The sequence below is a fragment of the Microbacterium luteum genome (assembly GCF_015277875.1).
GTDB lineage: Bacteria > Actinomycetota > Actinomycetes > Actinomycetales > Microbacteriaceae > Microbacterium > Microbacterium luteum.
Genome location: NZ_CP063814.1, coordinates 343,897 through 362,818 on the forward strand (window position 1 = coordinate 343,897; position 18,922 = coordinate 362,818).

Annotated in this window: 16 protein-coding genes; 9 read left to right on the top strand and 7 right to left on the bottom strand. The window is 69.5% G+C overall.

Annotation, left to right across the window (positions count from 1 at the left end; genetic code table 11):
• Positions 1–43: 43 nt before the first annotated feature.
• The gene (lysS, locus tag IM777_RS01665) at positions 44–1,594 is read left to right on the top strand and encodes a lysine--tRNA ligase (RefSeq protein WP_194384383.1); all 1,551 of its coding nucleotides are present in this window, start codon (positions 44–46) and stop codon (positions 1,592–1,594) included.
• Here lysS and IM777_RS01670 read toward each other — a convergent pair.
• Positions 1,587–2,738, bottom strand: a complete 1,152-nt coding sequence (locus IM777_RS01670; RefSeq protein ID WP_194384384.1) for a DUF4192 family protein — start codon at positions 2,736–2,738, stop codon at positions 1,587–1,589. The two genes, lysS and IM777_RS01670, sit on opposite strands and share 8 nt — an antisense overlap.
• A gap of 138 nt (positions 2,739–2,876) precedes the next feature.
• Here IM777_RS01670 and IM777_RS01675 point away from each other — a divergent pair, with 138 nt between their 5' ends.
• The 8 genes from IM777_RS01675 (at position 2,877) to IM777_RS01710 (ending at position 11,712) form a co-directional block, all read left to right on the top strand.
• Positions 2,877–3,071, top strand: a complete 195-nt coding sequence (locus IM777_RS01675; protein WP_071045123.1) for a hypothetical protein — start codon at positions 2,877–2,879, stop codon at positions 3,069–3,071.
• 44 nt (positions 3,072–3,115) lie between these two features.
• Positions 3,116–4,624 carry a cardiolipin synthase gene (gene cls / locus IM777_RS01680; protein ID WP_194384385.1) on the top strand — a complete coding sequence of 503 codons (1,509 nt, stop codon included), beginning with the start codon at positions 3,116–3,118 and terminating at the stop codon, positions 4,622–4,624.
• A gap of 77 nt (positions 4,625–4,701) precedes the next feature.
• Positions 4,702–5,433: a hypothetical protein gene (locus IM777_RS01685; RefSeq protein WP_194384386.1), complete on the top strand. Its 732-nt coding sequence runs from the start codon at positions 4,702–4,704 to the stop codon at positions 5,431–5,433.
• A 410-nt stretch (positions 5,434–5,843) separates the two neighbouring features.
• Positions 5,844–6,842: an endonuclease domain-containing protein gene (locus tag IM777_RS01690; RefSeq protein WP_194384387.1), complete on the top strand. Its 999-nt coding sequence runs from the start codon at positions 5,844–5,846 to the stop codon at positions 6,840–6,842.
• Between the two features lie 320 nt (positions 6,843–7,162).
• A complete protein-coding gene (locus IM777_RS01695) occupies positions 7,163–9,688 on the top strand; it encodes an ATP-dependent Clp protease ATP-binding subunit (RefSeq protein ID WP_071045121.1) in 2,526 nt (841 codons plus the stop codon).
• A gap of 100 nt (positions 9,689–9,788) precedes the next feature.
• Entirely contained in the window at positions 9,789–10,292 is a 504-nt protein-coding gene (locus IM777_RS01700; protein WP_071045120.1) for an amino-acid N-acetyltransferase, read from the top strand.
• A 61-nt stretch (positions 10,293–10,353) separates the two neighbouring features.
• Positions 10,354–11,034, top strand: coding sequence for a hypothetical protein (locus IM777_RS01705; RefSeq protein WP_176759436.1), 681 nt, complete (start codon positions 10,354–10,356; stop codon positions 11,032–11,034).
• Between the two features lie 267 nt (positions 11,035–11,301).
• Positions 11,302–11,712 (top strand): dehydrogenase, encoded by a 411-nt coding sequence (locus tag IM777_RS01710; protein ID WP_071045119.1) that lies wholly within the window; start codon positions 11,302–11,304, stop codon positions 11,710–11,712.
• 9 nt (positions 11,713–11,721) lie between these two features.
• Here the strand turns inward: IM777_RS01710 and radA are convergent, their stop codons facing one another.
• The 6 genes from radA to IM777_RS01740 form a co-directional block, all read right to left on the bottom strand.
• Positions 11,722–13,089, bottom strand: a complete 1,368-nt coding sequence (radA, locus tag IM777_RS01715) for a DNA repair protein RadA (RefSeq protein ID WP_194384388.1) — start codon at positions 13,087–13,089, stop codon at positions 11,722–11,724.
• A 52-nt stretch (positions 13,090–13,141) separates the two neighbouring features.
• Complete coding sequence (locus IM777_RS01720; RefSeq protein WP_194384389.1) at positions 13,142–14,260, bottom strand: acyl-CoA dehydrogenase family protein; 1,119 nt, start codon at positions 14,258–14,260, stop codon at positions 13,142–13,144.
• Positions 14,261–14,275: 15 nt separating this feature from the next.
• Positions 14,276–16,078, bottom strand: a complete 1,803-nt coding sequence (locus IM777_RS01725) for an adenine deaminase C-terminal domain-containing protein (protein ID WP_194384390.1) — start codon at positions 16,076–16,078, stop codon at positions 14,276–14,278.
• Positions 16,079–16,198: 120 nt separating this feature from the next.
• Positions 16,199–17,299: an adenosine deaminase gene (add, locus tag IM777_RS01730; RefSeq protein WP_194384391.1), complete on the bottom strand. Its 1,101-nt coding sequence runs from the start codon at positions 17,297–17,299 to the stop codon at positions 16,199–16,201.
• A 245-nt stretch (positions 17,300–17,544) separates the two neighbouring features.
• Positions 17,545–18,297, bottom strand: coding sequence for a GntR family transcriptional regulator (locus IM777_RS01735; protein ID WP_194384392.1), 753 nt, complete (start codon positions 18,295–18,297; stop codon positions 17,545–17,547).
• Positions 18,294–18,767: a PPC domain-containing DNA-binding protein gene (locus IM777_RS01740; RefSeq protein ID WP_071045113.1), complete on the bottom strand. Its 474-nt coding sequence runs from the start codon at positions 18,765–18,767 to the stop codon at positions 18,294–18,296. The genes IM777_RS01735 and IM777_RS01740 overlap by 4 nt, the downstream gene beginning before the upstream one ends.
• Positions 18,768–18,922 lie beyond the last annotated feature (155 nt).

Sequence of the window (18,922 nt, forward strand, 5' to 3'; positions counted from 1 at the left end):
CGCGGCTAGACTGGGCGGCGACTTTCGCGAGGAGCCCCCCGACATGACAGACACGTCCGCTGCGCCCGAAGACGCGGCCGAGCAGTCCGCCGACGACACCTTCGAGCAGCGGGCGGTGCGGCTGGCCAAGCGCGAACGCCTCATCGCCGATCGCGCCGACGCCGCCGGCGGCGCCTACCCGGTGAGCGTGCCCGTCACCGACACGATCCCGGCGCTGCGGGCGCGCTACGGCGACCTCGAGGCGGGCGCCGAGACGGGCACCGTGGCCGCGGTCGCCGGCCGCGTGGTCTTCAGCCGGAACACCGGCAAGCTCTGCTTCGCCTCGCTGCAGTCCGGCGACGGCAGCCGCATCCAGGCGATGGTGTCGCTGGCGAACGTCGGCGAGGAGTCGCTGGCGGCCTGGAAGGAACTGGTCGACCTCGGCGACCACGTCTTCGTCTCGGGAGAGGTCATCTCCTCGCGTCGCGGCGAACTGTCGATCATGGTCTCCGAGTGGCGCATCGCATCCAAGGCCGTGCTGCCGCTGCCGAACCTGCACAGCGACCTCAGCGAGGAGAGCCGCGTGCGCAGCCGGTTCCTCGACCTCATCGTGCGCGACCGTGCGCGTGAGACCGTGCTCGCCCGCGCGAAGGTCAATCAGAGCCTGCGCCAGACGTTCACCGAGCGCGGCTTCGTCGAGGTCGAGACGCCGATGCTGCAGGTGCAGCACGGTGGCGCATCCGCCCGCCCCTTCGTGACGCACTCCAACGCGTTCGACGCCGATCTCTACCTTCGGATCGCGCCGGAGCTCTACCTCAAGCGCGCCGTCGTCGGGGGCATCGACCGCGTCTACGAGATCAACCGCAACTTCCGCAACGAGGGCGCCGACTCCACCCACAGCCCGGAGTTCGCGATGCTCGAGGCCTACGAGGCCTACAGCGACTATCGGGGCATCGCCGATCTGACGCAGACCCTCATCCAGGATGCGGCGATCGCCGTGGCGGGGACCACCGAGGTGACGTGGGCCGACGGCACCGTCTACGACCTCGGCGGAGAGTGGGACCGCATCTCGATGTACGACTCGCTCAACGCGGCCCTCGCCGAGGCGTGGACCGACGGCGCCGCGCCGAGGATCGACCCGCAGACCCCGCTCGAGCCGCTGATCGCGATCGCGGAGCGCTTCGAGGTCGAGGTGCCCTCCCACGCGATCCCCGGCAAGCTCGTCGAGGAGCTGTGGGAGCACTTCGTCAAGGGCGGCCTCGAGCGGCCGACCTTCGTCATGGACTTCCCGCTGGACACGAGCCCCCTCGTGCGCGAACACCGCAGCATTCCGGGCGTCGTCGAGAAGTGGGACCTGTACGTGCGCGGCTTCGAGCTGGCCACGGGATACTCCGAGCTCGTCGACCCGGTGATCCAGCGCGAGCGCTTCACCGAGCAGGCGAAGCTCGCCGCGCAGGGCGATGTGGAGGCGATGCGCATCGACGAGGAGTTCCTGCGCGCCCTCGAGCACGGGATGCCGCCGTCGGGCGGTATGGGCATGGGGATCGATCGGCTCCTCATGGCCATCACCGGCCTCGGCATCCGCGAGACCATCCTCTTCCCGCTGGTCAAGTAGGGTCCGGACCCCGGTCTCCCGCCGACTCGCCCGGACGCGGCCGGTGGAACGCCCACTCCGGAAGGTGTCCGGCGTTCACCATCGTCAGGACGATGCCCGCGAGGCCGTGGTCCGGTTCGATCGCGAACGCCATCTCAGCGAAGGCCGCCGCGTGCGTGGAGCGCCCCAACGCCCACGACAGCCACGCGCAGGTCGCGAGGGCCCCGGCGCGGCGCGCTTGCGGAGCCGCCGCGGCTGCCGCGCGCGCCGCATCCAGTGCTCGGGTCAGACGTTCGACATCGGGCATGGGGCCTTCTCCCCACATTCGCCGGGCGATGTCGGGCGGATACGCCTCGCCGTTCTCCCACCGCGCCTGCGCATCGAGCGCGTCATCACCGTCGAGGAGCGTTCCGCACCACTGAACGAGGGCCACGTCGCGCAGCGCGGGGCGCGACAGGCACCACGTCAGCAGTGCGAGGTCGAATTCCGCGGCGGTGTCGGCCTCCGCCTCGACGACCTCCTCGAACAGGGAGGGGACGTCGTCGAGCGCGTCGATGGCGGCCACCGCCTGCGGATCGATGCGCTCCTTCGTCGGGGTGCCGAGAACGGCGCGGATCGCCGCGTCCAGCTGCGTCAGGGCGCGCGCCACGCGCTCCTTGGTGGCGAGATCGGGTGCGGGGAGTGTCGCGCCGGATGCCTGATCTCCGGTCGGCGCGGGAAGCTCGGGCATCGCCTCCGCGCCCCGCTCGATCTCATCCAGATCCCAGCCGCCGTCGGGAGACTCCGGGTCCAGCGTGGAGCCCCATCCGTCCGCGGCGACGCACAGGGCGTCGCTCACCCGGAGCCCGGCCGCGTCGGCCCGCACGGCGAGCGCCTCGAGCAGCGCGCGGTGCGGCATCCCATCGCGATAGCTCGCGGCGGTGTAGACGATCGCCGCGAACCCGTCGACCTCGGGCAGGCGGCAGATCATCCCGAGGAACGTCGCCGCGCAGCGGTCGACCTCGTCGGCATCAGCGCCGACGGGGAGGTCCACGCGCATGACGCCGGTGGTGCGGGTGCCCACGAACGGCACGAGGACGAGGCTCTCGGTGGGCTGATATCCGGCCAGCCGAGGGACGAGGGCGAGGAACTGCGCCGCGTTGGCGGCCTTCACGATCGAGGTCATGGATCCACCGTCATCGCGCGATCGCGGCCGTGGGGACGAGATCGGCGCGATGGGGGAACTCGACGTTGTCCACAGGCTCGTCGGGGGCAGGACGCCGGCTCCCAGCGAACCCCGCGACAGGGCGCGTATCCTGGAGGGGTGGATGACTTCTGGCTCGCGGCCGCATGGGCGATCCTGCCCACCCTCGTCGTCAGCCTCCTGTTCTTCTGGGTCATCCGCAGCATGATCCGCGCCGACCGCAACGAGCGCCGCGCCTACGCGCGACTCGAGGCGAAGGAGCGTGCCCGTCGCGGGCTGCCGCCGGCACCCGAGGCTCCCGCGTCCGGGAACTGACACCGCGTCCCGATAGCCTGGACGCAACGCGCCCGTCGATCGCGATGCGGGCCAGTCAGGGGGACACCACCGTGGCCGAGGATGCCGTCACCTTCGTGTTCACCCCGCCCAGCTGGTGGGTCGTGACGCTCTTCGTCGTGGACCTCATCATCCGCATCACCGCGATCATCGTCATTCCGCGCAATCGGCGTCCGACCTCGGCCCTCGCCTGGTTGCTGGCGATCTACTTCATCCCGTTCGTCGGGGTGCTGCTCTTCCTCGTGATCGGCAATCCCCGCCTCCCCCGCAAGCGACGCAAGATGCAGGACGACATCAACGCGTACATCCGGGAATCCAGCGAGGCGCTCGACTTCGGGAGTCTGCGTCCGAATGCGCCGGACTGGTTCACCTCGCTGGTCACCCTCAACCGCAACCTCGGGGCGATGCCGCTGTCGGGGGACAACGACGCGCACCTGATCTCGGACTATCAGGCCAGCCTGGATGCGATGGCCGACGCCGTTCGCGGGGCGCAGCGCTACGTGCACGTCGAGTTCTACATCCTGCAGTCCGACGACGCGACGGACAACCTGTTCCGCGCGCTCGAAGAGGCGTGCGCGCGCGGCATCACCGTGCGCGTGCTCCTGGACCACTGGGCCAACCGCGGCAAGCCGTTCTACAAGAAGACGCTGAAGCGTCTGCGCGACATGGGCGCCGACTGGCAGCTGATGCTCCCGGTCCAGCCGCTGAAGGGCAAGTATCAGCGACCCGATCTGCGGAACCACCGCAAGCTCCTGGTCGTCGACGGTCTCGTGGCGTTCATGGGTTCGCAGAACGTGACCGATTCGACCTACAACCTGAAGAAGAACATCCGACGCGGCCTGCACTGGGTCGACCTGATGGTGCGCCTGGAAGGTCCCGTCGTCGCGTCGATCAACGCGGTGTTCCTCAGCGACTGGTACGCCGAGACGCAGGAGGTGCTCTACACCGAGACCGACCTCGACGAGCTGAAGGCCGGTCCCGGCGACCTCGACTGCCAGATCGTGCCCTCCGGTCCCGGCTTCCGTTTCGAGAACAACCTGCGCCTGTTCGCCGCCCTCATGTACGCCGCCCAGCGCAAGCTCATCATCGTGAGCCCCTACTTCGTTCCCGACGAGGCGATGCTCCTGGCCATCACGAGCGCGTGCCACCGCGGCGTCGAGGTGCAGCTGTTCGTCTCCGAGGAGGGCGACCAGGCGATGGTCTACCACGCGCAGCGCAGCTACTACGAAGTGCTGCTGAAGGCGGGGGTGAAGATCTGGATGTACCGCAAGCCGTTCATCCTGCACTCGAAGTCGATGACGGTCGACGACGAGGTCGCCGTGATCGGGTCGAGCAACATGGACATGCGCTCGTTCGGTCTGAACATGGAGATCTCGATGCTGGTGCGCGGTGAGGAGTTCATCACCGAGATGCGCGAGGTCGAGGCCGAGTACCGTTCGCTCAGCCGGGAGCTCACCCGCGACGAGTGGGAGAAGCAGCCGCTGCGCTCCACCGTCCTGGACAACCTCGCGCGCCTCACCTCGGCGCTGCAGTGACGCCACGGGCAGATTTCGTTATTCCGCTGTGACCAGACGTGTCGCGATCGTTCGGGGACACGGAGCAAGATGACCTCATGCTCCGTGCTCGCCTTGCCGTCGCCGGCATCGCGCTGACCGTCTCGTCGGTCCTCATCGCCGGGTGCGGCGGCGCAGCGGCGCCGGCGGTGACCCCGGTGCCCGTGCCCTCGACCGACGACGCGGAGAGCCTCGACGCCGAGATCGACGCCGCGTGGCTCGACGACGGCAGCGCCGTCGGCATCCTCACCTTCGGCAGCTCCACGTGCCTTCCCACGGCGGGCGACCCGTCGTACGACGACGGAGTGGTGACCGTCGAGCTCACCGATCCCCACGGGGTCGTCTGCACGCGGGACCTCGTGGCGCGCGCCACCTACGTGTCGCTCCCGGAGGGGGTCGACCCGGCCGATGACCTCGAGGTGGTCGTGACCGGTTCGTACCGCGGGCAGACCGAGATCGCCGGCGATGCCACACTCGACGGCAAGGGCGGCGGGCTCGACGAGGCCGCTCCCAGCGCCGGCTGGGCCACCGCGGAGATCTTCCTGCTGCTGACGTGGGGTTCATCCACCTGCCCGCCGCTCATCTCGGGAGCCGTCGCGACGACCCCCACCGAGGTGACCGTCACGATCGATCCGCTCCCCGCCGACCAGGTCTGCACGGCCGACTTCGGTCCGCGGGTTTCGGTGATCGCCGTGGAGGGTCTGGATGACGACGCCGACGAGCGCGTCGAGGCAGTGCTCGCCGGCGACGAGTACGACGCGGTGCGCATCCCCATCGCCGGCTCCCGCTGACCCCGGTCCGCGGCCGTCCCCACCGGCGGTGACCCGCATCCGCGGCCGTCCCCACCGGCGGTGACCCGCATCCGCCTCGCCCCGGCCCGCTCCGGCGGTCGCCCCGTGCCCGCTCCGCAGTCACCTTCTGCGAATTACTCGCGGTCACACCCGCACTTTGTGACTGCTGAGCGGGGGAGCCCCTGCTCCGCAGTCGTAACCTGTGGGTCTTCGGGATTGGCACCCGCAGGAAGTGACTGCGGAGCTGTGAAGCCGGCCGAGCGGTGAGACCAGCGGGACGGCCGGCCGGGGCGGCGAGTGGCCGAATCGGCGCCGACCACCCATCGTTCACAGGGCGGTTCGTGGATGCTGCTTCCACAGCTCAGGTGGATGCTGACGCTGGCCGCGACGCGAAGTGCCACGCTCGTGGCATGCACCGCTCGCCGCTTCCCGCCGGGCTCGGATCGACCTTCACCGTGGCGCACGCGCGCGACATCGGTGTGTCCCCGTCGCGACTGCGTGCCGCCGACCTTCATCGCCCGTACCGCGGACTGCGCACCTCGGTGTCGGTCGGCGCGAAGGACCCCGACGTCCGCGGGACAGACCTGAGCCCGACCGCGGCCGCCGCTGTTGACGAAATGCAGGCTCGCGCCCTCCTGCTTGCGCGGACGATGCCCGACACCCAGTTCTTCAGCCACGTCACGGCGGCGGTGCTGTGGGGGTTACCCCTGCCGGGATCCGCGCTGATCGACCCCGAACTGCACCTCCGTGCGCTGGATGTCGGCGTCTTCGCGCCGCTCCGGCATCCGAGGCATGCGGGTGTCGCCGGGCACCAGGTGAGGGCGTCGTTGGCCCATGTCGTCGTGCATCCGATGTTGAACGTTCGGCTCGCGTCGCCGGCGAGCACGTGGGCGATGCTCGGGAGTGTGCTGTTCGATGGACATGATCTGGTCGCCGCGGGAGACGCGACCGTGCGGGAGCCGATGTTCGACGGCGACCCGCCACCCCTCGCCACTCTCGAACACCTGCGCGCGGCGGTGCAGGCGGGACGCCGCGTCGGAGGACCCGCGCTGCGAGAAGCCCTGGAGCGGGTGCGCACGCGGTCGGCGTCGCGGATGGAGACGCGGTGCCGCCTGCTCTTGATCGACGCGCACCTTCCCGAGCCGGGGCTGAACGTGGACGTCTTCGATCCTCTGGGACTCTTCGTGGCCTGCGTCGACCTGGCGTACCCGACGCTCAAGATCGCCATCGAGTACGAGGGGGAGCATCATCTGCGCGACCCGGAGCAGTGGGCGCGCGACATCCGGCGGCACGAGCGTCTGGCCGAGCTCGGGTGGGTCGTCATCCGGGTCACGAAGCGCGACGTCTTCGCGGAGCCGCGTGCGTTCGTCGAGCGCGTGCGGCGCGCCATCCGTTCGCGCACCATCTGACCCGTCCGCTCCGCAGTCACAATCTGCGGGTCCTGACGCCGCAGACCCGCACTTCGCGACTGCGGAGCGAATCCGGGCGCTGCTCGGCAGTCAGGAGTTGCGGGTCGCGCGGCGGCAGGCCCGCAGATTGTGACTGCGGAGCGATGGAGTGCGGAGGGGCGAGGCGTCGCGCGCGGAGTGCGGAGGGGCGAGGCGTGGCGCGCGGGACGGGCACCGGATATGCCCCTGGCGAACAGCGGCCCGTGGCATCCCCCCGCTGGCTAACCTCGATGTATCGCGCAGCAGTGCGACCTGCACCCCAAGCGCCGAGGGAGTGAACGATGTTCGAGAGATTCACCGACCGTGCCCGTCGCGTGGTTGTGCTCGCCCAAGAAGAGGCGAAGATGCTCAACCACAACTACATCGGCACCGAGCACATCCTGCTCGGTCTGATCCACGAGGGGGAGGGCGTCGCCGCGAAGGCGCTCGAGTCCCTGGGCATCTCGCTCGACGCCGTGCGCGAGCAGGTGCAGGACATCATCGGCCAGGGGCAGCAGCAGCCCACCGGCCACATCCCCTTCACGCCGCGCGCGAAGAAGGTGCTCGAGCTGAGCCTGCGCGAGGCGCTCCAGCTCGGCCACAACTACATCGGCACCGAGCACATCCTGCTCGGACTCATCCGCGAGGGCGAGGGCGTCGCCGCACAGGTGCTCGTCAAGCTCGGCGCCGACCTGAACAAGGTGCGCCAGCAGGTCATCCAGCTCCTCAGCGGATACCAGGGCAAGGAGCCCGCCGGCGTCGCCGCCGGCAGCGGCGAGCAGGCGCAGTCCGGTGCTCAAGGCGGCTCGCAGGTGCTCGACCAGTTCGGTCGCAACCTCACGCAGGCCGCGCGCGACAACAAGCTCGACCCGGTGATCGGGCGCGAGAAGGAGATCGAGCGGGTCATGCAGATCCTCTCGCGCCGCTCGAAGAACAACCCCGTCCTCATCGGCGAGCCCGGTGTGGGAAAGACCGCCGTCGTCGAGGGCCTCGCCCAGGCGATCGTGAAGGGGGATGTGCCCGAGACGCTGAAGGACAAGCAGGTCTACTCGCTCGACCTCGGCTCGCTCATCGCCGGATCGCGGTACCGCGGTGACTTCGAGGAGCGCCTGAAGAAGGTCACGAAGGAGATCCGCACCCGCGGCGACATCATCGTCTTCATCGACGAGATCCACACCCTCGTCGGTGCCGGAGCCGCCGAGGGTGCGATCGACGCCGCGAGCATCCTGAAGCCGCTCCTCGCCCGTGGCGAGCTGCAGACGATCGGTGCGACCACGCTCGACGAGTACCGCAAGCACTTCGAGAAGGATGCCGCCCTCGAGCGTCGCTTCCAGCCCATCCAGGTGAACGAGCCGGCTCTGCCGCACGCCATCAACATCCTGAAGGGGCTGCGCGACCGCTACGAGGCCCACCACAAGGTGCAGATCACGGACGGCGCGATCGTCGCCGCCGCGAACCTCGCCGACCGGTACATCGCCGACCGCTTCCTGCCCGACAAGGCCATCGACCTGATCGACGAGGCGGGAGCACGCCTGCGCCTGTCGATCCTGTCGAGCCCGCCGGAGCTGCGCGAGTTCGACGAGAAGATCGCGAAGGTCCGCGAAGACAAGGAGACCGCCAGCGAGGAGCAGGACTTCGAGAAGGCCGCGTCGCTGCGCGACGAGGAGAAGTCCCTGCTGGCCGAGCGCCTGCGCCTGGAGAAGCAGTGGCGCTCCGGCGATGTCGCGAGCCACGCGGTCGTCGACGAGGGTCTGATCGCCGAGGTGCTCGCGCAGGCGACCGGCATCCCGGTGTTCAAGCTCACCGAGGAGGAGTCCAGCCGCCTGGTCTTCATGGAGAAGGCGTTGCACCAGCGCGTCATCGGCCAGGAAGAGGCCATCGCCGCGCTGTCGAAGACCATCCGTCGTCAGCGCGCAGGGCTGAAGGACCCGAAGCGGCCCTCGGGCTCGTTCATCTTCGCCGGTCCCACCGGTGTCGGAAAGACCGAGCTCGCCAAGGCGCTCGCCGAGTTCCTCTTCGACGACGAGGGTGCGCTGATCTCCCTCGACATGTCGGAGTTCGGTGAGAAGCACACCGTCTCGCGGCTGTTCGGCGCCCCTCCCGGGTTCGTCGGCTTCGAAGAGGGCGGGCAGCTCACCGAGAAGGTGCGCCGCAAGCCGTTCTCGGTCGTGCTCTTCGATGAGATCGAGAAGGCCCACCCCGACATCTTCAACTCGCTGCTGCAGATTCTCGAAGAAGGTCGCCTGACCGATGGTCAGGGTCGCATCGTCGACTTCAAGAACACCGTCATCATCATGACCACGAACCTCGGTTCGCAGGCGATCGCCGGCGGCCCGGTCGGCTTCCAGGTCGAGGGTGACACGTCGACGTCGTACGACCGCATGAAGGGGAAGGTCAACGAGGAGCTGAAGCGCCACTTCAAGCCCGAGTTCCTGAACCGCGTCGACGACATCATCGTGTTCCCGCAGCTGAACCGCGACGAGCTCATCCAGATCGTCGACCTGTTCACGAAGCGTCTCAGCGAGCGCCTGCTCGACCGCGACATGACGATCGAGCTGTCGATGCCGGCGAAGGAGCGTCTCATCGAGGTGGGGTTCGACCCCGCACTCGGTGCCCGCCCGCTGCGCCGTGCGATGCAGCACGAGATCGAGGATCGCCTGTCGGAGAAGATCCTGCACGGCGAGCTCAACCCCGGTGACCACGTGAAGGTCGATGCCGAGAACGGCGTCTTCCAGTTCGAGCACGGTCCGCGCGGTGAGAAGGTCGCCGTCGGTGTCGGCACCGCCGGTGAGATCACCGCGACGCCGGACATCGCCGCCTCCAACTGACGACGAACGAGGGCGGATGCTCCGCCTCGACCAGAATGTGCGGTCGAGGCGAAGCATCCGCCCTTCGTCGTATGCGGATCGCGCGAAGTAAGGTGGGGGGATGGCCGATTACGTCGTGCGTCCCGCCCGAACCCGTGACGTGCGGCCGATCCAGACCATGCTCGAGCCGTACGTCCAGAAGCGGATTCTGCTCGGGAAAGACCTCGTGGTGCTCTACGAGGCGGTGCAGCAGTTCTTCGTGGCAGAGGACGCGCACGGCAACCTGATCGGATGCGGTGCCCTCCACGTCATGTGGGAGGAGCTCGGCGAGGTGCGCACCCTCATCGTCTCGGATGAGTGGCTGCACAAGGGGGTCGGCACGGCGATCGTCGACGCTCTCGAGACGCAGGCGCGTGAGCTCGGTCTCACCCGCCTGTTCTGCCTCACGTTCGAGGTGGAGTTCTTCTCCCGTCGAGGGTTCGACGTGATCGGCGAACAGGTAGTCGACCCCGATGTCTACTCGCAGCTGATCCGGAGCCCCGACGAGGGAGTCGCCGAGTTCCTCGATCTCGCCCACGTGAAGCCCAATACGCTCGGCAACACCCGGATGCTCAAGCACCTCTGACGGCAAACCCCTTGGGCGCGCCCACAGGGCTCGCACGGCGTGCGTGCGTACCCTGGAGAGCATGAGCGGCGACACCCCGCGCAGGCGGCGACACTCACCGGCGGTCTATCGTCGCCGGCGGCTGGCCGTGCTGCTGCTCGCGCTGCTCATCGTCGCCGGCCTGGTGTGGCTGTTCGTGGCACAGCCGTGGCAGGCGTGGGCGGCATCCGAGGAGGCGCCGGCGCCGACACCGGCCGCTTCGTCCGCGACGCCGACGTCGACACCTGATCCGACGACGACCGTGACCACGCCGGCCGCGGAGACCCCGGAGCCGGAGGAGTCCGAGACGCCGACCGCCACGCCGTGCGTCGCGCGCGACCTGACCGTCGAGGCCGTCACCGACAAGTCCGAGTACGCTGCGGGGGAGAATCCGCTGCTGTCGATCCGGCTGACGAACAACGGCGCCGACTGCACGCTCAACGTCGGGACCGCTGCGCAGGCCTTCACCGTCACGAGCGGATCCGACACGTGGTGGCGGTCGACCGACTGCCAGAGCGAGCCGAGCGACATGCTGGTGCTGCTGGAGGCGGGGCAGACGGTGGAGAGCTCCACCCCGGTGGAGTGGGACCGCACGCGGTCGTCGGTGGACACCTGCTCGGATGCCGGACGACCCGGTGCGCCCGGCGGCGGCGCGTCGTACTACCTCGACGTCGAGATCGGCGGCATCGGCTCGACGGAACCCGCGTACTTCCTCCTGTACTGAGGAAGAAACTGGCGGCCGATATATCAGCGTGTCCCCCGAAAAGGGGACAGATACACTACCGCGCGCGGGCTAGACTGAACAGGCTTCGGTGTACGTCTGGAACTGTCCCCAGCAGCTGATCCTTCCCAGTGGATCACCCAGCGGGCCCGAAGCCTGCTCCGGCCTCGGTCGTGAGCATGACGTGGGGCCGAGTCGATCCCCCAGTTCGCCTCGTCCCCACGTCCCCCCTTTTTTCCGGCTGCTGCCGGCGCCGATTACGCTGGAGCGATGGCGTCACGCAAGAAGCGCGCGAAGGCATCCGAGCCGGTGGACTTCCGCAACACCCAGCTGACGGATGCGCTGCAGACCCAGGACATGGCGGCCGTCGCCTTCGCCCTCCGGCACGGCCCCACGGTCGTGCCGCTCATGACGGTCGGCGATCGTGATGATCCGCTCGATGTCGGCGAGGTCTGGACCTACCGCGACCCCAACACGGCAGACGTCGCGCTTCTGCTGTTCAGCGACGCCGCCCACAAGCCCGAGACGCTGCCGCCCGGTGTGGCGCTGCAGTCGCCGCAGTGGCTGCGCGCCTTCCTCGCCGCGCACGAGAAGGAGATCACGACGGTCTTCCTCGACATCGCGGGCCCGCATCCGATGCAGGCCTCGCCGTCCGATCTGATCGCCGCCCTCGACGCCTGACGCACGCGGTCAGAACCGCGGCGGCGGCTCTGCCGGCGCGGGCGCTGCGTGCCGTTCCATCGTGCGGAGAGCCGCTGCGACCGTGCGCTGCTCGGCATCCACGACGGTGGTGTAGCCCAGACGTGTGGCCTCCGTGCGGCGCTGGGCCGCTTGGGCGACCGGCCGGATCTCGCCCGACAGGGTGAGTTCTCCGATCGCGGCGGTGCCGCGGGCGAGGGCACGGTCTTTCAACGAGTTGGCGATCGCCACGGCGATGGCGAGGTCTGCCGCGGGCTCGACGAGGCGCACCCCGCCCACCGTCGAGACGTAGACGTCGTGCTGCGAGAGCGGAAGCCGGGCGCGCTTCTCGAGAACGGCCAGGATCATCGCCACGCGCGCGCCGTCGACGCCGTTGACCACGCGGCGCGGGTTCGGTGCGGCCGTGCCGATGGTGAGCGCCTGCACCTCGACCGGCAGCGCGCGGCGGCCCTCGAGGGCGATCGTCACACACGTGCCGGGCACGGGATCGCCGTGTCCGAGGAACAGTGCGCTGGGGTCGGGAACCTCTTCGATGCCCTCCCCGGTCATGTCGAAGCATCCCACCTCGTCGGTGGGACCGAAACGGTTCTTCAGGGCGCGCACGAATCGCAGCGACGTCTGCCGGTCGCCCTCGAAGTGGCAGACGACGTCGACGAGGTGCTCGAGCAGTCGGGGGCCGGCGATCGATCCGTCTTTGGTGACGTGACCGACGACGATCACCGGCAGGTGCCGCTCCTTGGCGACCCGGATCAGGGTCGACGCGACCTCGCGCACCTGCGACGGATGACCGGCCATCCCGTCGCTCAGCGACGACGCGACGGTCTGCACGGAGTCGACGATGAGCAGATCGGGGGAGACCTCGTCGATGTGTCCGAGGATCGTCGCGAGGTCGGTCTCGCTCGCGAGGTAGAGCTGGTCGTGGAGGGCGCCGGTCCGCTCGGCGCGCAGGCGCACCTGCGCCGTGGACTCCTCGCCGCTCGCGTAGAGCACGCGTCGGCCGGCCCGGGCCGACTGCGCCGCCACCTCGAGGAGCAGCGTCGATTTGCCGACGCCCGGCTCGCCCGAGAGCAGAATGGCGGCACCGGGAACGACTCCGCCGCCGAGAACGCGATCGAACTCCGCCACGCCGGACGTGCGCCGGGGTGTGTCGCGGGTGTCGACGTCGGTGATCGGACGCGCAGCTCGCTGCGGCGGCGGGGCGACGGCGGTGACCGAGCGGACGATGCCGGTCTGCTCGGCGGCCTCGACGACGGTGCCCCACTGCTGGCACTCGCCGCACCGCCCGACCCACTTGATCGTCGTCCACCCGCACTCGGTGCACCGGTACGGGGCGGTCTGGGTGGTGCGTCTGGTGGCCATCATCGCAAGGCTACGCGGACCCTCCGACATCGGCCCTCCGCGGTGCCCGGCGTCACGCTCCGGATGCGAGCGCCGCCGCGCCGACGACCTCCTGGCTGAACGGCACCGAGTAGGCCATGAGCGCGCCGGCCTGCGCGTCGCGCACGATCCGCTGGATGGGCGAGCGCACGAGATAGGCGCCGCCACCACCGATGCGCAAGGCGAGCGCCGCCGTGGACTTGGCCACCTCGTTGGCGAGCATCTTCGTCTCGGTCGCCGCGGCCATCGCCTCCGGGTTCTTCTCGTCTGCGAGCCACGCGGTGCGCTCTGCCATGAGGAGCGCGGCGGTCACCTGCGCCCATGCCATGCCGGTCTCGTGCTTGACCCACTGCTGGTCGGCGAGCACCGCGCCGCCCTTTGCCCGGCGGGCGGCTGCGGCCAGCTCGTCGAGCGCGGACTCGGCGATCCCGAGCGAGGTGAAGGCGAACCCGACGGTGATGAGGTTGGCGTACTCGGGCGAGGGCGGACCGCATCGGCGGGCGGCCGGCAGCGGCGTGCCGTCGAAGACGATCGTGCGGCTGCGGGTCGCGCGCATGCCCATGGTCTCGTCGATCGGCGGGAAGGAAACCGTGTCGTCGATCGTCACCCCGAAGAAGGCGGGGCCTCCGTCGACGCGCGCGTTGAGGAACAGGTGGTCGGCGGCCTCCGAGCCGGAGACGAACAGCTTGCGGCCGGTGAGGCTCCATCCGCCGTCGGTCGCCGTCGCATCCTGCTGCGAGGTCAGGAAGTGGTTGCCGCCGGCGGGCTCGCTGAGCGCGTTGGCGAAGCGCCTGCCGGCGCGCAGCTCGTCGGCGAAGTATGCCGCGGCCTTGTCGGGCGAGGCCGTCACCAGGGCATGCGCGGCACCGATGTGCATGAGCCAGACCGTGGCGACGGCCGGATGGGACCGGGCGAGGATCTGCACGATGCGCCCCAGCGTGGCGTAGGAGAGCCCCTGACCGCCGTGGCTGACGGGAAGGAAGGCGGCATCGAGGCCGCTGTCAGCGAGTGCGCGCAGGTGCTCGATCGGAAGGCGTGCTGCGGTGTCGTCTTCGGCGACGGTCTCGGCGAAGTCGGCCGCCAGTGTCGTGACGGTGTCGATCCAGTGCTGCTCGTCGGCGGGGACGGCGACGGGGGAGGGGCGGGTGAGCATCGGGATCCTTCCGGGTCAGGGATGTGCGGGGTCGACGTGGCCGCACGCGTCGACGGGACCGGGAAGCAGCACGTCGACGAACTGCTGTGTGCGGGTGTCGACGAGTCCGCGTTCGGTGACGCCGAGATCGGGCACGACGTAGAGGCCGACGAAGGACAGGATGATGTACGGCGAAGGGATCGGGCATCCGAGCTCCGCGGTCACGGCGTGCGCGTGCGCGAGGGCGGCGGCGGTGTCTTCGAACGGGGCGTCGCTCATCATGCCGCCGACCGGCAGCTCCACGCGGGCGAGAACCTCGTCGCCGTCGACCGTGACGAATCCGCCGCCCATGGCGCGAATCTCCTCGACGGCGCGCAGCATCGAGGCGTCGTCGGCACCGACGACGGCGATGTTCATGTTCGGGCAGTTCATCGAGATGGCGATCGCCCCTCGGCGCAGTCCGAACCCGCGCACGAACCCGACTCCGGCGAGCGGCTCGGCGTGGTGCCGGTCGATCACGGCGATCTTCAGCACGTCGGTGCCGGTGTCGCACTGCACGCTGCCGCCCTCGACGGCGAGCTCCGTGTCGAACGCGCGCTTGAAGTATCCGTTGTACATCTCCATCGCGCGAACATGCGCGCGGGGTCCGTCGGCGCTCACGCGCAGCAGATCGGCGTCGAGCGTCTCCGGCAGACGGATGCTGTCGCGCGTCCATTCCGGAACGTCGTCGTCGACCTCGAAGCTCGCGGTCCCGTTCCGAGCGACGACGGATCCGGCGACCATCACCGTCGACGGGCGCACGTCGGCGAGGTCGGGGATGATCTGCAGGTCGGCCAGGCGCGACGGTGCGAGGAGTCCGACCACCTGGTCGAGCCGGTAGTAATGCGCCGGCTGAGCGGTGGCCATGCGGTAGGCGAGCACGGGATCGACGCCGAAGCGGATCGCCTGGCGCACGTGGTGGTCGATGTGACCCTCGGTGCTGAGATCGAGCGCGTGCTTGTCGTCGGCGCAGAAGCACATGTGTCGCAGCGCCGGCGCGATCGCGTCGAGGTCGGCGAACAGCGGCACGGTGTTGTCGGCGAGAGACGAGCCCATGACGGTGATCATCGCGCCGAGGCGGGTGCGCTCGAGGGCTTCGTCGACGGTGGCGGAGTTGTGATCGTCGCCGACCCCCGCGGCCAGGTAGCTCCAGAGTGACTCGTGGGTCTGCGCCGCGGTGTGGCCGGTGATGCGGCGCCCGGCGATCAGCGCCTCGCGGTAGCGGGCGGTGGACACCTCGCCCAGGTCGAACGGGTTGCCCTCACCCAGAGTCGCGGTGACGTCGTCGTGCAGGCGGTCGAGCACGGTCTGTTCCGGGATGACGACGCCGCCGCGCTCGAGCGTCGTCGAGGCCGGCGTGGTGGGGGAGACCTGCTGGAAGATGTTGAACGGTGCGCGCGTGGTGAGCAGATAGTCCATGCCCTCCGGGCCCCAGACGTTCGCTGCGGCGTTGGGGTCGGTGAGCACGGTGGTCGTCCCACGCGGAACGCTCACGCGGGCGAGCTGACCGGGGGTGAGGTTGGTGTATTCGACGTGCAGGTGCGCGTCGATGAAGCCGGGCGCGACCCAGGCGCCTCGCGCGTCGACCTCGCTCGTGCCGGATGCGACGTGGTCCCACGGCGTGAGCGCCGCGATGTGCCGCCCCACGATGAGGATGTCGCGTTCGAGCCACTCCTCGGTGCCCGGGGAGAGCACGAGACCTCCGCGCACGATGACATCGGGATCCTCGAGGCCGGCAGCGACCTCGCGCAGTCGCTGGAGTTCGGCGGTCGTCGGAAGAAGCTCCGCCTTGTCGGTCATCTCTCCTCCGCTCTCGTGCCGGGGGCTTTCGTCTCGGGGCTCATCCTGATCCAGTCTGAGGGGAAGACTGCCGCCATCGTGTCGCGGGGGGTCGACACGATGGCGACAGCCGGCTCGGGGTCACCGGAGTGCGGCGCTCACGGTCAGCAGCTCGGTGGTGAGATCACGCTTGAGATCGACGTCGGCGAAGGACGCGTCGATCGAGCGCTGGGCGAAGCCGACCATGTCGGCGAGGTCGAATCCGAAGCGGTCGGCGGTCACGGCCCAATCGACGTCGAGGGTCGTGCCGAGCGGGGCGGGGTCGTCGGTGTTCAGGGTGACGAGCACGCCGGCATCGACGAGACGCCGGATGGGATGCGACGCCCAGTCGGGGTAGATGCCGAGCGTCACGTTCGATCGGGGGCAGACGCCGAGGCTGATGCGGTCATCGATCAGTCGTGCGAGGAGGGCGTCGTCCTCGATGGCGCGCACGCCGTGGTCGATGCGCTCGGCCTGCAGGAGATCGAGCGCGTCCCACACGCCGTCGGGGCCGCTCGACTCCCCCGCGTGAACGGTGCGGTGGAGCCCTGCGCGCGCGGCGATCCCGAACGCGCCGCGGAACTTCTCGCCCGTGCGACCGGCGACCTTCTCATCCCCGTCGACGGACAGCGCGACCAGCCGGTGTGGGCGGATGGTCGTCAGATCCGTCACGATCGCCTCGGCCTCCGTCGCGCTCTGGGAGCGCAGGAGCGAGTACGCGATCCCCACGCGGCAGAGACCGTCTTGCTCAGCCTCGTCGAATCCGGCCGCGAGTGCGGCCAGGAGGGCCCCTTCGCGGCCCCGCCACGCATTCCAATGCGTCGGGTTCACGATCACGTCGCTGTAGCGCACGCCGGCTGCCGTCTGCCGGGCGGCGAAGGCGTAGGCGACGCGAGCGGCCTGCTGCGGCGTGCGCACGAGGCCGCACTGCCAGTCGAGGAAGCGGAGGAAGCCCGTGAGGCCCGCCGCTCCGGCGCCGGATCCGCCTCCCGAGGTCTCGTCGGGAGCGGTGTATCCGTCGTGCGTCGAGATGTCGAAGATGGTCGCTGCCGGACCCGGGAGAGGGATGCCGTTCTCCTTCGCGAGCGCGAGCAGGTCGATCAGCGAGAAGGTGCCCTCCAGGTGCACGTGGACTTCCGCCTTGGGCAGCGCTCGGATCTGCTGTTCGTCGATCCGGGGGGCGGTGGAGAGCGGATGCAGCATGACGACCTTTCGGGGGAACGCTGACGACCCTAGCCGAGAAGAAGCACTTGTTGACAAGTGAGAGCCCACGGCGAGAGAACATGTAACACGACGGAAATGCTTGCCTGACTTTCCGGCCGGTGGCGTGCACAGTCGACGAGCAGGTGGCCCGACTTGTCTACAAGAGGACACGTCGTGTGCGCGTCTGGTCGGGCGCCGCGTCGTTGATCAGGCGCCGCGTCGTAGATCAGGCGCCGCGTCGTAGATCAGGCACCGTGCCACGGTGGACGCACGGTGCGAACGATGGAGTACGACGCGATCGCGGGGTTGTGGTACTCGAGGCTGTACATCAGGCGGCGTCCGCTCGCGCCGACGCCGACGAGCTCGAAGGTCATGACCGGCGTGCCCGGCGGCAGCGCGAAGATCGACGCCATCTCGACATCGAGCAGGGCGACGCCCGGCGTGCTGACCTCCCAGATCACCGGCTCGCCCCACACGCGCCGGGCGAGGTCGAAGATCGACTCGCCCTCGCGCGTCTCTGTGTCATCCTTCAGCGGCACGACGTCGTCGGCGACCATCGCGATGGCATCGTCGGCGTGCCACCGCTTGCGCGCGCACATCGCCGGCATCGCTGCGGGGTACTCCATGAGGGCCGCGGCCTGCGGGGGCAGGGTGGATGCTCCGGAGCTCAGCACCTCGACGCGGGCGCGGTAACCGAGGCGGTCGAGCAGATCGGTGTGCTCGAACTGCTCCTCGAGGCGCACGCTGAGGCGCAGGGCCACGGGATCGACGGTCGTGACGGTCCCCTGGCGGCGCCTGACGATGCCCTGCGCCTCGAGGGACGACATCGCGTTGCGCAGCTGCTGGCGCGTGCAGCCGAGGCGCGCGGTCAGCTCGAGCTCTCCGGGCAGCGGGGCGCCGCTGTCGGCGGCCTCGCGCACGAAGCGCAGCAGCTCGTGCTGCACGCGTAGCGCGGCACGGTCGCCATGGGACGAGGGCAGAGGGAGCGAGGTGGTCATCGTGATCCCTCCGTCTCTGCAGCGAAGCCGAGGGTCGCGAGGCCGAAGGCGGCCGGGGTCGCGGTGCGCGTCATGCGGGGGTGCAGGATCTCGTCGATGACGATCTCGACGACGTAGTGCGCTTCGGCTGCGAGCACGTGTCCGGCGAAGCCGCGTGCTCCGGAGTCCTTGCGGCCGACGGCGAGGTGCACGTGCACGGCTGGTCCGTCGTCGTCGGAGGTGATCGTTCCGGAGCCGATGCCCTCGGTGTAGGGGATGCGAACGCTCGACGGCAGGGGCGGCTCGGGGTCGGCCGACGGCGTCTGCGCGGCGATGAGCTCGACGTCGCGGAAGGCTCCGCTGAGGGTGACGATGACGCCCTGTGCGATCCTGTACTGCGAGCACGCGTCCGCGATCGACCCCAGGACATCGTCCCCCGGCTCGAGCGAGACCGCGATCCGCCGCCCTGTTTCCAGCGCTGCCGTGCGCATCGTGTTCCCCTCTCGACTCCCGACTTATCGACAAGATCGTCGGTCGGGATGCCCCCAGCTTTCCTCATCGGCCGCAAAATCAGCGTTCTTTGTTTGTTTCCGACCTGTAAAACCTGTCTCGGGACGTAACTTGTTGATCTTTCCGTGATCTTCAG

Coding starts and splice junctions, on each gene's coding strand:
- IM777_RS01725 (WP_194384390.1), bottom strand. CDS start 16,078: ATGACCGACAAGGCGGAGCTTCTTCCGACGACCGCCGAACTCCAGCGA.
- IM777_RS01720 (WP_194384389.1), bottom strand. CDS start 14,260: ATGCTCACCCGCCCCTCCCCCGTCGCCGTCCCCGCCGACGAGCAGCAC.
- IM777_RS01740 (WP_071045113.1), bottom strand. CDS start 18,767: ATGCGCACGGCAGCGCTGGAAACAGGGCGGCGGATCGCGGTCTCGCTC.
- radA (WP_194384388.1), bottom strand. CDS start 13,089: ATGGCCACCAGACGCACCACCCAGACCGCCCCGTACCGGTGCACCGAG.
- IM777_RS01690 (WP_194384387.1), top strand. CDS start 5,844: ATGCACCGCTCGCCGCTTCCCGCCGGGCTCGGATCGACCTTCACCGTG.
- add (WP_194384391.1), bottom strand. CDS start 17,299: ATGCTGCATCCGCTCTCCACCGCCCCCCGGATCGACGAACAGCAGATC.
- IM777_RS01735 (WP_194384392.1), bottom strand. CDS start 18,297: ATGACCACCTCGCTCCCTCTGCCCTCGTCCCATGGCGACCGTGCCGCG.
- IM777_RS01705 (WP_176759436.1), top strand. CDS start 10,354: ATGAGCGGCGACACCCCGCGCAGGCGGCGACACTCACCGGCGGTCTAT.
- IM777_RS01710 (WP_071045119.1), top strand. CDS start 11,302: ATGGCGTCACGCAAGAAGCGCGCGAAGGCATCCGAGCCGGTGGACTTC.
- IM777_RS01685 (WP_194384386.1), top strand. CDS start 4,702: ATGCTCCGTGCTCGCCTTGCCGTCGCCGGCATCGCGCTGACCGTCTCG.
- IM777_RS01700 (WP_071045120.1), top strand. CDS start 9,789: ATGGCCGATTACGTCGTGCGTCCCGCCCGAACCCGTGACGTGCGGCCG.
- lysS (WP_194384383.1), top strand. CDS start 44: ATGACAGACACGTCCGCTGCGCCCGAAGACGCGGCCGAGCAGTCCGCC.
- cls (WP_194384385.1), top strand. CDS start 3,116: ATGCGGGCCAGTCAGGGGGACACCACCGTGGCCGAGGATGCCGTCACC.
- IM777_RS01695 (WP_071045121.1), top strand. CDS start 7,163: ATGTTCGAGAGATTCACCGACCGTGCCCGTCGCGTGGTTGTGCTCGCC.
- IM777_RS01670 (WP_194384384.1), bottom strand. CDS start 2,738: ATGACCTCGATCGTGAAGGCCGCCAACGCGGCGCAGTTCCTCGCCCTC.